Here is a 12,290-nt window from a genome sequence, read left to right as displayed (position 1 = left end):
CCCGAATGGCCCGTTGACGGTTCAACGGGCCTTTTTTTTGCTGGACTGTTTTTTGCCATGACCTCTGCGCTTCACACCTCCGCCCTGACTTCCTTGCCCTTATTGGCGCGTGGCAAGGTGCGCGACAACTACGCCGTGGGCGACGACCGCATCCTGATGGTGGCGTCGGACCGCATCAGCGCTTTCGACGTGATCATGGGCGAGCCGATTCCGGGCAAAGGTGTGCTGCTCACGCAAATGGCGCTGTTTTGGTTTGACCAGCTCGGCCCCAAGGGCCTGAACATTTGCCCAATCCACCTGACGGGCGAAGCCCCCGAGAGCGTGGTGAGTGCCGAAGAGGTGCCGCAGGTCACGGGTCGCTCGATGCTGGTCAAGCGCCTCAAACCCATCCCGGTCGAGGCGGTGGTGCGCGGCTATTTGGCGGGCAGCGGCTGGAAGGAATACCAGGACAACCAGGCGGTGTGCGGTGTGAAACTGCCTGCTGGCCTGAAAAACGCCAGCCGCCTGCCCGAGCCCATTTACACGCCCGCAGCCAAAGCCGCCGTGGGCGAGCACGACGAAAACATCACCTTCGAGCAAACCGTGTCCATGATCGGTGCCGATCTGGCCACCCGCATCCGCGACATCAGCCTCCAGCTTTACAAGGCGGCGCGTGACATCGCGGCGGTCAAAGGCATCATCATTGCCGACACCAAGTTCGAGTTTGGCCTGGATGCCGACGGCACTTTGGTGCTGATGGACGAGGTGCTGACGCCCGATTCGTCGCGTTATTGGCCCTCAGACTCTTATGAACAGAGTTATGCGCAAGGCGCCAATCCACCGAGCTACGACAAACAGTTTTTGCGCGACTGGCTGGAAACCGCCCAGGTCAACGGCGAGCCGTGGGACAAGACCCCGCCTGCACCGCGTTTGCCGCGTGAAGTGATCGAGAAGACGGCCGCCAAATACGCAGAGGCAATGAAGAGGTTGATGGATTGAACCCACGGCATGGGGGAGCACAAAAAAGGCGCTGCATGGCAGCGCCTTTGTTTTGGGGGCCAGGAAATTCAGCCCGTGAAGGCCAGCAGCGTCATGGTATCGAGCAGCAAGGTGGTGCCCGCCACCAGCAAGCTGGCGTTGGCGACCAGACGGCCACGCGGGTGCAGGCAAGCACCCCAGAAAGCGGCCAAGCAAACCAGCTCCAGGCTGCCACGCATCCACAGGTAACGGCTGCTGCCCAACAGTTTGGCGGCTTCCGGGCTCATGAGCACGGCATACACCAAAAAGCCTTTGACCAGCCACAGAGCGGCACCCCAGTGCAGGGACGGCAGTTGAGCCAGTAGGCTGCGGCTGGGCCCGATCGAGCGCACAGGAGCACCGCCGAGCAGACATTGCAGCTCTTCAGGGGTGATCAGGGGTTGGGCGCGTGGCATGCTTCGAAATGAGTTCAAAAGTGATGCTCAAATTTTAGGATGAAGCCATCTGAAATAGCGCTGTCACGGTCCGGCCAAGGGGTTCAAACCGGTAAATTTTTGTAACGAGCGCTTGCTTGGCCCTGTCATGAAAAAGCGGGGTCATTTTGAATCGCCTGCAACAGACCGGGCTTTGGGTTTTGGCGGGGCCGTGATCAGTTGAGCGCCATGCTCAGCTTGCGCCGGTAACCGGAGATCATGGCCATGTGCGGGTCTTCTTGCATGGCGGCCTTGCCCATCAACTCGATGCCACCTGCGGACTTGCCGGTGGCGTCTTGCGTTTTGGATTTGGGGGGCGTCATCAATTCCAGCAAGGCGACAAAGGTCTTGCGGGGGGCTTCGTCGTCCCACTTTTTGTCGCGCATGATGATTTCAAGCAGCTCGTCCATGGCCGCTTCCCACTGGCCGACGGCGATCAGCAGGCGACTCTTGGCAAAGCGGGTTTCAAAGTCGCGCTTGTTCTGCCCAATCAAATCGTCAAATTTCGCCAATTCCCATTGGCCGCGTGGGTCGGTGGTCACGAATTCCAGCGCGTTGAGCCAATGGGTTTGCGCCTCAAAGCGCAGCGGCACCGGGATGCGGGCCATGGTCGGGGCCAGCAAGGCGGCGGCCTCGGCCAACTCGCCCAGGCCGATCAGCAGCTTGACCAGATCAAAACGGGCGTCGTCGTTGCCGGGATCGGTGGCCAGGGCCTGTTCTAGGGCGGCGCGGGCGCTGTGCTCGTCGCCCGCTTGCAGGTGTTGCTGGGCTTGTTCGGCGGCGGCCATGGCCTGCAGTGCTTCGGCGGCGGGCAGGTGTTTGTCCAAAAACTGTTTGACCTGACCCTCGGGCAAAGCGCCCATGAAGCCATCGACGGGCTGGCCGTTTTTCAGCAGCACACAAGTTGGGATGCTTTTGATGCCGAATGCTTGAGCCAGTTGCTGCTCCTGATCTGAGTCGATTTTGACCAGCTTGAAGCGGCCTTCGTAGGCGGCTTCGACTTTTTCGAGCACAGGGCCCAAAGACTTGCACGGGCCGCACCAAGGGGCCCAAAAATCCACCAACACGGGCGTGGTCATGGAGGCTTCGATGACCTCGGCTTCAAAGTTTTGTATCGTGACGTCCATCATGGTGGGCAGTGTTCCGGGTTGTGTTTCAGACCCCAAGCGGGTGAAACCTTAAAATTCAACATTGATCACGAAAAGCACCCAATGACTCAAGCGCTCATCGGCGTCGTCATGGGTTCCAGCTCCGACTGGGACACCATGCAGCACGCAGTCCAGATTCTCCAACAGTTTGGCATCCCTCACGACGCCCGCGTGGTTTCGGCCCACAGAATGCCGGACGATATGTTTGCTTATGCACAGAGCGCGGCCGAGCGGGGCCTGCAGGCCATCATCGCCGGCGCTGGCGGCGCAGCCCATTTGCCCGGCATGATCGCTGCCAAAACCGTGGTGCCGGTGCTGGGTGTGCCGGTGCAGACCAAGGCCCTGTCGGGCGTGGATTCGCTGCACAGCATTGTGCAAATGCCCAAGGGCGTGCCGGTGGCCACCTTTGCCATTGGCGCAGCAGGCGCTGCCAATGCCGCCCTGTTTGCCGTGGCCATGTTGGCCAACAACGACCCGGCCCTGCGCCATAAGCTTGAAGCTTTCCGCGCCGAACAAACCGCCATGGCCCGCGCCATGACGCTTCCCCCCGTTCCACCAGCAGGTGCCGCATGAGCCGCGCCATTTTGCCGGGCGCCATGGTCAATGGCCAGATGGCCACGTTGGGCGTGATGGGGGGCGGCCAGCTGGGCCGCATGTTTGTGCACGCGGCCCAGGCCATGGGCTACTTCACCGCGGTGCTCGATCCCGATGCGGCCAGCCCCGCCGGGCGGGTGAGCCACCACCACATCCAGACCGGGTATTTGGACGAGCAGGGCCTGGCGCAGCTGATGCAGCGCTGCGCGGCCATCACCACCGAGTTTGAAAACGTACCCGCTCCCGCGCTGATCACTTTGGGCGCACACCGCCCGGTGGCACCGGCGTCTGAGTCGGTGGCGATTGCGCAAGACCGGGTTGCCGAAAAAGCCCACTTTGTGCGCTGCGGCGTGCCGGTGGCTCCGCATGCGGTGATCGAGACCCCCGCTCATCTGGCTGCGGTGGCCGAAAATTTGCTGCCCGGTATTTTGAAGACCGCCCGCATGGGTTACGACGGCAAGGGCCAGATCCGCGTCAAGACCCGCGAAGCGTTGGGGGCCGCTTGGGCAGAGTTGAAGGGCGTGCCCTGCGTGCTCGAAAAAATGCTGCCGCTGCAGGCCGAGTGCTCGGTCATCGTGGCGCGTGGGGCCGATGGGCAGATGGTGAATTTTCCGGTGCAATCGAATTTGCACCGCGATGGCATTTTGGCCGTGACCCGCGTGTATGAAGGTGCCGTGCCCTTAGACATGGCGGCGCAAGCCGTGGCCGCCACCCGCGCCATTGCCGAGGGTCTAAATTACGTGGGCGTGCTGTGTGTGGAGTTTTTCCTGCTCGAAGGCGGCGAGCTGGTGGTCAACGAAATGGCCCCCCGCCCGCACAACAGCGGCCACTACACGATGAACGCCTGCGACCAGTCGCAGTTTGAATTGCAGGTGCGCACGCTGGCGGGTTTGCCGCTGACGCAGCCGCTTCAACACTCAGCGGCCATCATGCTCAATTTGCTGGGCGAACTGTGGCCCCAAGAGTCGGTCAAGGGTCCCAGCAGCCCTCCATGGTCCCAGGTGCTGGCGCTGCCGGGCACGCATTTGCACCTGTACGGCAAGTTGTCGGCTCGGCCCGGCCGCAAGATGGGACACCTGAACATCACGGGTGCCACGCCTGAGGCCGTGCGCGCCACCGCCTTGCAAGCGGCCGCTTTGCTCGGCATCGAAGCGTTTTAAAGACCGCCATGATCTTGAGTGCCAACGAGGCAACCATTGCCCAGGCGGCGCTAGCGCTGCGTGATGGCCAGCTGCTCGGCCTGCCCACCGAGACGGTGTACGGCCTGGCCGCCAATGCGACCGACGACGCGGCCGTGGTGAAAATCTTTGTGGCCAAGGGCCGCCCGGCCGACCACCCGCTGATCGTGCACGTGGCCGGTGTGGACCAGGTGCCGCTGTTTGCCGCGCAAGTGCCCGACTTTGCGCAAAAGCTCATGCAAGCTTTTTGGCCTGGCCCGCTCACCTTGATCTTGCCGCGTTGGAGCGGCGTGGCCGCTACATCAGCCGGGGGGCAAGACTCGATTGGTCTGCGTTGCCCTTCGCACCCGGTGGCGCAAGCTTTGTTGCGGGCTTGTCTGCCGCTGGGTGTGCTGGGCGTGTCGGCTCCCAGCGCCAACCGCTTTGGCCGCGTGAGCCCCACCAGCGCCGCGCATGTGCAGTCCGAGCTGGGCTCTGACTTGTTGATTCTGGACGGCGGCGACTGCGATGTGGGCATCGAGTCCACCATCATCGACTGCACGCGGGGCGAGCCGGTGCTGCTGCGCCCGGGGCAGATCACGCGGGCGCAGGTCGAGGCCGCGTGTGGCCGAGCGGTCCGAGGCAAAGACGCGCCACTGGATGTGAGTGGCCAGGCCGCGCCGCGTGCCTCAGGCACGCTCGAATCGCACTACGCGCCACGCGCCAAGGTGCGCCTGATGACCGCGCAAGGCATCACCGCCAACCTGCAAGCTTTGGGGCCGCACGCGAACAACTTGGGGTTGTGGTCGAACGAAAGACCGACGAGCGATCAGGGCATGGGTTCCGGCATTTTGTGGCGGCAGCAAGCCGCCACTGCCGAACAAGCCGCGCACGACTTGTTTGGTGTGCTGCGCGACCTGGACGCCCGGGGCGTCACGCAAATTTGGGTGCAAAAGCCGCCCGACACGCCCGAGTGGGAGGGCGTGCGGGACCGGCTGCAGCGGGCTGCGGCTTGAGTCTTGCGTCAGTTTGAAAAAACAAGGCCCGCATGACGCGGGCCTTGTGCAGGTGTTTGAGCGATTATTTCACCGCGTCAAACAGCGTTTTGGCCGCTGCGTGGCAGAACGGAGGGGCATAAGTACCATGGTAATTGGCGATGTTGGCCAGGGTGATCGGTCCAAAAGTCTGAACAATCAAGGGGTGAACATCGACCGAAGTCACGTTCGTCAGTCCTTTGGCGTCAAACGCGGCTTTCATGACCGTTTGGTGCATGGCCTGAGGCACAGTCGGGTCACCACTGCCGCTGCAGAGCATGGTTTGTGACTTGGGAGACCAATCCAGCAGGTCGTTCTTTTTGGCCGCCAGGAAGGTTGGGTTGTTGGGATTGGTCAGGATGTCGCTGATGAATGCGGGCTGGAACAAGGCGTCACGCGCCTGATTGGGTGTTTCACCATTGATGCCGGGCAGTTTGCCTGAAGTGACCAATGTCGTGTAGTTCAAGGTCGGGCTGGGCAACAGGCTTTCAATTCCTGCGGCATACGGTGCTTTGAAAGCCTCATTGACGTTGTTGTAAAGGTTGCCGTAAATTTTTTGCCAAGCTGTGACGAGGTAAGGTACAAAAAACTGGTAACCCGCAATCGCATCGGGAAATTTCATGGAGCCAGAAAGGTTGTAGGGGCCTGCAAGGTGCGCGCCAGCCACCACTTTAATTTCACCGGAAAGATTTTTTTCGATTTCGCGGTGTGCGGCCATGGAAGCATGTCCGCCTTGAGAGTAGCCAGTGAGCATGACCTTGCCATTGAGGCTGCCACCTTGGGACGACACAGCGTTTCGCGCAGCACGGATGGAATCGATGACGGATGTGGCCTCGGAGTCGGCATGCAGGTAAGGGTGGTAGCTGTAGTTGGACTTGGCAAAGCCCAGGTAATCGGTGGCCACCACGGCATAGCCTTGGCCTGCATACATAGCGGCCAGCAGACCGGTTTCACCATCGGTGGGGTTGGCCAGTGTGCGGGGCTTTTGCACGTCGGTCCCTTTGGCATAGGCCACCAGAGGGGCTGCTGCCGTGCAACCTGCGCCCGTTGGCAGCAGCAAAACACCGGATGCGTTGGACGATTCGCCTTTGGCGCCTGGGGTCACATAATTGAGACTGACGAGCTTGACATCGCATTTTGCGGGACCGCTCAGACCGATCAAGCCACTTGCATCGAGTTGCGCTTTGGTCAATGTTGCCAAAGTGGACGGTGTGTCGATCAGTGAACCGTTGACCGGATCGGAGCCGCCGCAAGCGGCAAGAAGTGCAGCAGCGCTGATGAGGGAAAGACTGAGTTTGAAAGATGCCACGTAGGAGACTCCGTGTGATTTATAAAATCGAACGACCGTGCGATTTTGTTAAATCCTAAAGCTTGTATTTCTTGTTGACCATCGGGTTACTACCCATTTACCGGTATCCCTTGAAGCTCAGCGGTAACGCAACTTCATCACCAAAATCATCAGCGCCAAGCTGGTGGTGATGATGTTGGCGATGATGATGGGCCAAGCCACCATCAAGATGCCGTAGACCAGCCACAGCGCCACCCCTGCAGTGAACAGGCTGTACATGCCCAGTGAGATGCCGCTCACGTCTCGGGTGCGAAAAGTTTGCCAGGCTTGCGGGATGAAGCTGGCGGTGGTGAGAAAGGCGGCAACAGAGCCCACCCAGTCGATCAAATTCATGCGCAAAGTCCTTCGGAGTGATTTGCTTTTGGGGCCTCAGCGCCTTGCGCCGCTTTGTGCAGCGTTGCGGTCACGGCTTGCGCGGGAGCGGCGGCTGACGGTGGTCGAATCCATGTCGCGCACCGTCCATTCCAGCAACTGGTCGAGCACGGCCCGCGCTTGTTGGGCGTTGGGGTGGTGCAGCACTGCCACCAAGGTGTAGCGTTGGCCGCTTTGGCCCTGCACATAACCGGCGACCGAGGCCACATCGCGCAGCGAGCCGGTTTTGAGCCAGGCGTTGCCAATCACGGGTGACTGCGGGTGGCGGTCTTTGAGGCGGGCTGCGGTGCCGTCCACCCCGGCAACAGCCAGCGAATCCACAAAGTACCGGGCGTGGGGGCTGGCGTGAGCGGCCTGCAGCAAGGCGGTGAGGGCTTGCGCCGTGCTGCGCTCGCTGCGCGAGAGGCCGGAGCCGTTGTCCAGCACGGGTTCCTCATGCCCGGAAAAGCCTTGACGCCACCACTGCGACAGCCGCAGGCGCGAAGCCTCCAAGCGCCCGGGCGCGCCCAGCTCGCTCGACAGCGTGAGGTACAGCTGCTGCGCCATCACGTTGTTCGAGAATTTATTGATGTCTTTGATGATCTCGGACAAGGGCAAGGAGGGCGATTCCAGCAGTTGTTTGGCCGATGCCGGGCGCGCGCCGTAGCGCACCTGCCCTGTGAGCTGCCCGCCCGCTGCCTGCCACAAGGCTTGCATGACGCGAGGTGCATAGGCTTCGGGCTCGGGGTAGGCCACGGGCCATTCGCGTTCGCCGCAGCTGACCGGGTAGCGGCCCGCAAAGCGCACTTGCAGCGGTTGGCTGAAGTCGGCCTGCAGCTGGCGACGCCAGTCGCTGCAAGGGGCTTGGCTGAGTGGCAGTTGCGTGGGGGCAGAAAAGCCCGCCAGCGGCGGCTCAAAGCGCACGTGCACCCGGCCGCCGGCGGCATCGGGCGTGAACTTGTAGACCACCGCCTTGAAATTAAGCAACAACCCATCTGGCCCCACGTTGTAGGGCCGCAGCGGTTCGTCGTCAAACGGCTCGCTGCGTTCGCGCACGTCGAACACGCTGCGGTCGAGCACGATGTCACCGCGCACCTCGCGCACGCCCGCCGCCCGAACCTGCGCCAGCAGCTCTTGCAGGCGCTCCACCACCAGCTTGGGGTCGCCGCTGCCGCGCACGACCAGATTGCCCTGCAGCACGCCATCGCGCACCGGGCCGTCGGTGTACACCCGGTTGCGCCAGACGTGGTCGGGTCCCAGCAGGCTCAAACCCGCATAGGTGGTGAACAGTTTCATGACCGAGGCTGGGTTGACGCTGACTTGGGCGTGGTGCGACAAGTGCCGTGACTGGGCGTTGCTGGACGTGTTGCCGTTGGGCAGGGGAGCGATGAGCACACTCAGGGCCGAAGGGGGAACTTGGGCTTTTTGCAGGGTTTGGAGGACATCTTTGGGCAGCGCGGCTTGGGCGCGGCCAACGGGGTTATGGCGGGGTGCCAACTCGGCGTTGCTTTGGGCGCGGGCCTGACTGGCCAGGACAGCACTGAGCACCAAGGCTGCACGGGCTGCGTGGGCCAGGGTGACGAAAAATGGGCTCTGGGCTTGGGAGCAGGTCATCGGGCGAGTCTAACGGCCACACGGAGCAGCAAGGCGCGCACGGAAGGCTCCCAATGGGGTCAACAGGCCACCCAGCTCGCACCGGGGCGGCGGCCCCGTATGATCCGGCCATGCGATTTTCTTCAAAAACCGTGGGCCTGGCTTCGGCGGTCGTCACGGTGCTCATCTGGTCGGGTTTCATTGTCATTGCGCGGGCCTCGGCGTCTCGGGGCTTGCTGCCCATGGACATCGCGCTGGCCCGCATTTTGGGGGCCAGCGCTGTCTTATTGCCCTGGGCGTGGTGGCTGCTGCGGCCGGCACGCCAAGCCGGTGAACAAGTGGGTTCTTTGTGGGGCCTGTCGCCCCTGCCTTTGCGCCAGACGGTGCAAACCGGTTTGCTGGGCGGCTTTTTGTACGCCATCTTGGCCTATACCGGTTTCTTTTATGCCCCCGCATCGCACGCCTCGGTGCTCATGCCTGGCAGCCTGCCTTTGTGGACCACCTTGTTGGCTTGGTTGTTCCTGCGCGAAAAAGTGGCCGCCGCCCGCGCCGTGGGGCTGGGTTTCATCGTGCTGGGCGATGTCTTGGTGGGTGGCGCGAGCTTGCTCATGGCCTTTGATGGCGGCGAGGTCTGGAAGGGTGATTTGCTGTTCATGGTGGCCGCCCTGTGTTGGGCCAGTTACAGCGTGCTGGTGCGCAGCCAAGGCTTTGATGCCGTGCGCGCCACCATGGCCATCACCGCGTTTGCTTTTGTCTGCTTTGTGCCCTTGTTTGCCTTGCTGGTGGCCTTGCAGGTTTTGCCCACGCAGCTGCATCAGGCGCCGTGGTCCGAAATTTTGTTCCAGGCCGTGTTCCAGGGCGTGGGCTCGGTGGTCATCTCGGGCATCACTTTCACGCAGATGTTGCGCCACTATGGCGCGGTGCGCTCAACCATGATCACGGCACTGGTGCCGGGCTTGTCGGCGCTGGGGGCGGTATGGTTTTTGGGTGAGCCCATGCACTGGAATTTGCTGGCTGGGCTGGCGCTGGTGACCAGCGGCATTTTGTTTGGCGTGCGGCAGGCCAAAAAACCTGTTGTGGCGCCCACTTCGCCGCCAACTGGAGGTCAAGCATGAGCACCAGCATGAGCACCAACCCCGAGCGCCGCTGGCTGGCCTTTGACACCAGCACCGATGTGCTGTCTTTGGCCGTGGCCCGTGGCGATCAGGTCTGGACCCAAACCCTGCCCGGCGGTGCGCAGGCTTCCAGCGGTCTGATCCCGGCGGTGCAGGCGATGCTGGCCGAGGCCGACATGCCGCTGGCTTCGCTGGATGCCATTGTGTTCGGCCGGGGGCCGGGGTCGTTCACCGGCTTGCGCACCGCCTGTGCCGTGGCGCAAGGCTTGGCCTTTGGGGCCGATGTGCCGGTGTTGCCTGTCGATACTTTGATGGCCGTGGCCGAAGAGGCGCGCTGGGCGCAAGTGAAAGCCGGGGCCATCGCGCCCGATGCCGAGTTGACTGTGCTGGCGCTGCTCGACGCCCGCATGGACGAGGTGTACAGCGCCGCTTACCGCTGGGAGCCTGTGCCGGGGTCAAGCCATGGCCGTTGGCAGGAGGCCGCGCCCTTGCAAGTGGGTGCCCCCGAAAAATTGCAGATGTCTCACAATCGCGTGGTGCTGCAGGCGGGAAACGCCTTTGCCACTTATGGCGACCGACTGCCCCGTGTGGCTCCCGGTGGCTTGCGCTGCGAGGCCCTGCCCACTGCAGCCGCTTTGCTGCGACTGGCCCCGGCCTTGTGGGCGCAAGGCCTGACCGTGCCGGCCGAGCAGGCCATGCCGCTGTACATCCGCGACAAAGTGGCCAACACCACGGCCGAGCGAGAGGCCATCAAGGCACAAGCCCTGCAGGCCCAGTCGTCCTTGGCCAAGGCCGCAGCGCATCCCTTGGTTTGACCATGAATCTGCCCATGAAGCCCGCGCCAGCCGATGAGAGCACTCAGCCCTCAGAGGCCACGCGCAACCGCGTCACGCTCGCCCCCATGACGCAGGACGACCTGGACGCGGTGATCGCCATCGAGCAAACCGCCTACGGCCACCCCTGGACGCGGGGCAATTTCCGTGACTCGCTCAACCCCTTGTTTGAGGCCCAATGCCTGTGGCTGGATGGTGAATTGCTGGGGTACTTTTTGGCCATGCACGGTGTCGATGAAATGCACTTGCTCAACATCACCGTCGCCCCGGCGCACCAAGGCCAGGGTTGGGGCCACATGATGCTGGACGCCTTGTCGCTCATGTCTCACCACGCAGGCGCGCAATGGCTGTGGCTGGAGGTGCGCCAAAGCAACCAGCGCGCCTTGCAGGTGTATGCGCGCTACGGCTTCAAGCAGGTCAGCATTCGCAAGGATTACTATCCCGCAGGCCGCCAGCAGCGTGAGCATGCGGTGGTGATGAGTTTGAAACTGTGAGCCCCCACATGAGCGACCCCACCCGATTTGATCTGGACGACCGCCAACGCGCCATGCTGGCCGAGATGGGCGTGCGCGTGTGGTGGCCGCAGCGCAGCGATGCCGCGCCACAAGCTTTGGCAGGGGTTTCACCGGCCGTGGCCGCAGTGAGCGCGGTGCCAGCGACGGTTGTGTCCGTCGCTGCTGGGGCTGCAAGCCCGGCAAGTTCCGCACCGCCTGCAACGCCCGCTGTGTCTGTGCCTGTGCATGCACCCGCCACCCGCTCCGCCACGCGCGAGCCTGTGGCACCCGTGCCCGCCCTGGTGCAGGTTCATGTGCAGGCCCAGGGCCAAGTGTTCGCGCCCTTGCCAGAAGGTTTGTCCAGCATGGGCTGGTCCGACCTGGAAACTGCTGTGAAAGCTTGTCAGTCCTGCGGCCTGTGCGCTGCACGCCAAACGCCCATTTTGGGCACAGGTCAGGGCACTGCCCGCTGGATGGTGGTGGGTGACTTGCCTACGGAAACAGACGAACAGCAAGGCCAGCCCTTCACCGGTCCAGAAGGCGTGCTGCTGGACAACATGCTCAAGGCCGTGGGCGTGCGCCGCCAAGGCTCGCCGGGCCCTGCCGACGCCAGCGCAGATAGCCCCGAGGCCTGCCTGACCCATGCCGTCAAATGCCGCCCCCTGAACGGGCGCAACCCCGAGACCGCCGAATTGGCCACTTGCGCGGGCTATTTGTCGCGCCAGGTTGCGCTGGCGCAGCCCCGCGTGATTTTGGCGATGGGCCGTTTTGCCATCCAGAGCCTGCTGGGCAGCACCGAGCCCATGGGCAAACTGCGCGGTCGTTTGCACGACTTTCAGGGCGTGCCGGTGGTGGTGACTTACCCGCCTTCGAGCTTGCTGCGCAACCCTGCCGACAAAGCCAAAGCCTGGGCCGATTTGGTGCTGGCTTTGTCGGTCTCCCAAAGCTGACAGCGGCTGTCCAAGAGCGCTGCTGCGTCGACTGTTCAGGTGGCTTGTGAGGCGGCCTCCGTCAGGCCTTGTAGGTGGCAAAACCCCCTTGCTTGGTGATGGCTGCGGGCTTGATGCTGCAAAGGGCGGGGATCTGACAGCCGCTAAAATACCGGGTTTACCAGAATACTTATCCGGAGCTGCCCACATGGCAAACCAGCAACAAATGGCCAACGCCATCCGCGCCCTCGCAATGGACGCTGT

Annotated in this window: 13 protein-coding genes; 8 read left to right on the top strand and 5 right to left on the bottom strand. The window is 62.8% G+C overall.

All coding sequences use genetic code 11. From position 1 onward, the window contains the following. Positions 1–57: 57 nt before the first annotated feature. Positions 58–978 carry a phosphoribosylaminoimidazolesuccinocarboxamide synthase gene (locus tag ACIQ47_RS12045; protein WP_396438343.1) on the top strand — a complete coding sequence of 307 codons (921 nt, stop codon included), beginning with the start codon at positions 58–60 and terminating at the stop codon, positions 976–978. Positions 979–1,046: 68 nt separating this feature from the next. Here the strand turns inward: ACIQ47_RS12045 and ACIQ47_RS12040 are convergent, their stop codons facing one another. Together ACIQ47_RS12040 and trxA are read right to left on the bottom strand one after the other, a co-directional pair. Then, positions 1,047–1,412 (bottom strand): hypothetical protein, encoded by a 366-nt coding sequence (locus ACIQ47_RS12040; protein WP_396438342.1) that lies wholly within the window; start codon positions 1,410–1,412, stop codon positions 1,047–1,049. Positions 1,413–1,606: 194 nt separating this feature from the next. Next, positions 1,607–2,560: a thioredoxin gene (gene trxA / locus ACIQ47_RS12035; RefSeq protein ID WP_396438341.1), complete on the bottom strand. Its 954-nt coding sequence runs from the start codon at positions 2,558–2,560 to the stop codon at positions 1,607–1,609. An 81-nt stretch (positions 2,561–2,641) separates the two neighbouring features. Here trxA and purE point away from each other — a divergent pair, with 81 nt between their 5' ends. Genes purE through ACIQ47_RS12020 form a run of 3 tightly spaced genes read left to right on the top strand, consistent with a single transcriptional unit; the run spans position 2,642 to position 5,345 of the window. Then, complete coding sequence (gene purE, locus ACIQ47_RS12030; protein ID WP_296293550.1) at positions 2,642–3,151, top strand: 5-(carboxyamino)imidazole ribonucleotide mutase; 510 nt, start codon at positions 2,642–2,644, stop codon at positions 3,149–3,151. Further along, the gene (locus tag ACIQ47_RS12025) at positions 3,148–4,332 is read left to right on the top strand and encodes a 5-(carboxyamino)imidazole ribonucleotide synthase (RefSeq protein ID WP_396438340.1); all 1,185 of its coding nucleotides are present in this window, start codon (positions 3,148–3,150) and stop codon (positions 4,330–4,332) included. The genes purE and ACIQ47_RS12025 overlap by 4 nt, the downstream gene beginning before the upstream one ends. An 8-nt stretch (positions 4,333–4,340) precedes the next feature. Next, positions 4,341–5,345, top strand: coding sequence for an L-threonylcarbamoyladenylate synthase (locus tag ACIQ47_RS12020; protein WP_396438339.1), 1,005 nt, complete (start codon positions 4,341–4,343; stop codon positions 5,343–5,345). A gap of 64 nt (positions 5,346–5,409) precedes the next feature. Here the strand turns inward: ACIQ47_RS12020 and ACIQ47_RS12015 are convergent, their stop codons facing one another. From ACIQ47_RS12015 to dacB, 3 genes are all read right to left on the bottom strand, one after another. Further along, positions 5,410–6,672: a lipase family protein gene (locus ACIQ47_RS12015; RefSeq protein ID WP_396438338.1), complete on the bottom strand. Its 1,263-nt coding sequence runs from the start codon at positions 6,670–6,672 to the stop codon at positions 5,410–5,412. Positions 6,673–6,789: 117 nt separating this feature from the next. Continuing rightward, the gene (locus ACIQ47_RS12010) at positions 6,790–7,044 is read right to left on the bottom strand and encodes a SemiSWEET transporter (protein ID WP_396438337.1); all 255 of its coding nucleotides are present in this window, start codon (positions 7,042–7,044) and stop codon (positions 6,790–6,792) included. 36 nt (positions 7,045–7,080) lie between these two features. Then, on the bottom strand, positions 7,081–8,676 hold the full coding sequence (dacB, locus tag ACIQ47_RS12005; RefSeq protein ID WP_396438336.1) for a D-alanyl-D-alanine carboxypeptidase/D-alanyl-D-alanine-endopeptidase: 1,596 nt from the start codon (positions 8,674–8,676) through the stop codon (positions 7,081–7,083). A 110-nt stretch (positions 8,677–8,786) separates the two neighbouring features. Between dacB and ACIQ47_RS12000 the strand changes: the two genes are divergently transcribed. Genes ACIQ47_RS12000 through ACIQ47_RS11985 form a run of 4 tightly spaced genes read left to right on the top strand, consistent with a single transcriptional unit; the run spans position 8,787 to position 12,047 of the window. Further along, positions 8,787–9,770 (top strand): DMT family transporter, encoded by a 984-nt coding sequence (locus tag ACIQ47_RS12000; RefSeq protein ID WP_396438335.1) that lies wholly within the window; start codon positions 8,787–8,789, stop codon positions 9,768–9,770. After that, complete coding sequence (tsaB, locus tag ACIQ47_RS11995) at positions 9,767–10,585, top strand: tRNA (adenosine(37)-N6)-threonylcarbamoyltransferase complex dimerization subunit type 1 TsaB (RefSeq protein ID WP_396438334.1); 819 nt, start codon at positions 9,767–9,769, stop codon at positions 10,583–10,585. Before ACIQ47_RS12000 ends, tsaB begins: the two co-directional genes overlap by 4 nt. A gap of 14 nt (positions 10,586–10,599) precedes the next feature. Beyond that, on the top strand, positions 10,600–11,097 hold the full coding sequence (gene rimI, locus ACIQ47_RS11990) for a ribosomal protein S18-alanine N-acetyltransferase (RefSeq protein WP_396438333.1): 498 nt from the start codon (positions 10,600–10,602) through the stop codon (positions 11,095–11,097). 8 nt (positions 11,098–11,105) lie between these two features. Then, positions 11,106–12,047 carry a uracil-DNA glycosylase gene (locus ACIQ47_RS11985; protein WP_396438332.1) on the top strand — a complete coding sequence of 314 codons (942 nt, stop codon included), beginning with the start codon at positions 11,106–11,108 and terminating at the stop codon, positions 12,045–12,047. Positions 12,048–12,290: the final 243 nt, after the last annotated feature.

It is taken from the genome of Limnohabitans sp., from assembly GCF_044373035.1.
In the GTDB taxonomy this organism is placed as follows: Bacteria; Pseudomonadota; Gammaproteobacteria; order Burkholderiales; family Burkholderiaceae_C; genus Limnohabitans_A.
This window is presented reverse-complemented; position numbering and strand designations above follow the sequence as displayed.

What these genes read in the sequence shown, in the direction of transcription:
- ACIQ47_RS12045 (WP_396438343.1), top strand. Translation starts at nt 58, where the DNA reads ATGACCTCTGCGCTTCACACCTCCGCCCTGACTTCCTTGCCCTTATTG.
- ACIQ47_RS12040 (WP_396438342.1), bottom strand. Translation starts at nt 1,412, where the DNA reads ATGCCACGCGCCCAACCCCTGATCACCCCTGAAGAGCTGCAATGTCTG.
- trxA (WP_396438341.1), bottom strand. Translation starts at nt 2,560, where the DNA reads ATGATGGACGTCACGATACAAAACTTTGAAGCCGAGGTCATCGAAGCC.
- purE (WP_296293550.1), top strand. Translation starts at nt 2,642, where the DNA reads ATGACTCAAGCGCTCATCGGCGTCGTCATGGGTTCCAGCTCCGACTGG.
- ACIQ47_RS12025 (WP_396438340.1), top strand. Translation starts at nt 3,148, where the DNA reads ATGAGCCGCGCCATTTTGCCGGGCGCCATGGTCAATGGCCAGATGGCC.
- ACIQ47_RS12020 (WP_396438339.1), top strand. Translation starts at nt 4,341, where the DNA reads ATGATCTTGAGTGCCAACGAGGCAACCATTGCCCAGGCGGCGCTAGCG.
- ACIQ47_RS12010 (WP_396438337.1), bottom strand. Translation starts at nt 7,044, where the DNA reads ATGAATTTGATCGACTGGGTGGGCTCTGTTGCCGCCTTTCTCACCACC.
- dacB (WP_396438336.1), bottom strand. Translation starts at nt 8,676, where the DNA reads ATGACCTGCTCCCAAGCCCAGAGCCCATTTTTCGTCACCCTGGCCCAC.
- ACIQ47_RS12000 (WP_396438335.1), top strand. Translation starts at nt 8,787, where the DNA reads ATGCGATTTTCTTCAAAAACCGTGGGCCTGGCTTCGGCGGTCGTCACG.
- tsaB (WP_396438334.1), top strand. Translation starts at nt 9,767, where the DNA reads ATGAGCACCAGCATGAGCACCAACCCCGAGCGCCGCTGGCTGGCCTTT.
- rimI (WP_396438333.1), top strand. Translation starts at nt 10,600, where the DNA reads ATGAAGCCCGCGCCAGCCGATGAGAGCACTCAGCCCTCAGAGGCCACG.
- ACIQ47_RS11985 (WP_396438332.1), top strand. Translation starts at nt 11,106, where the DNA reads ATGAGCGACCCCACCCGATTTGATCTGGACGACCGCCAACGCGCCATG.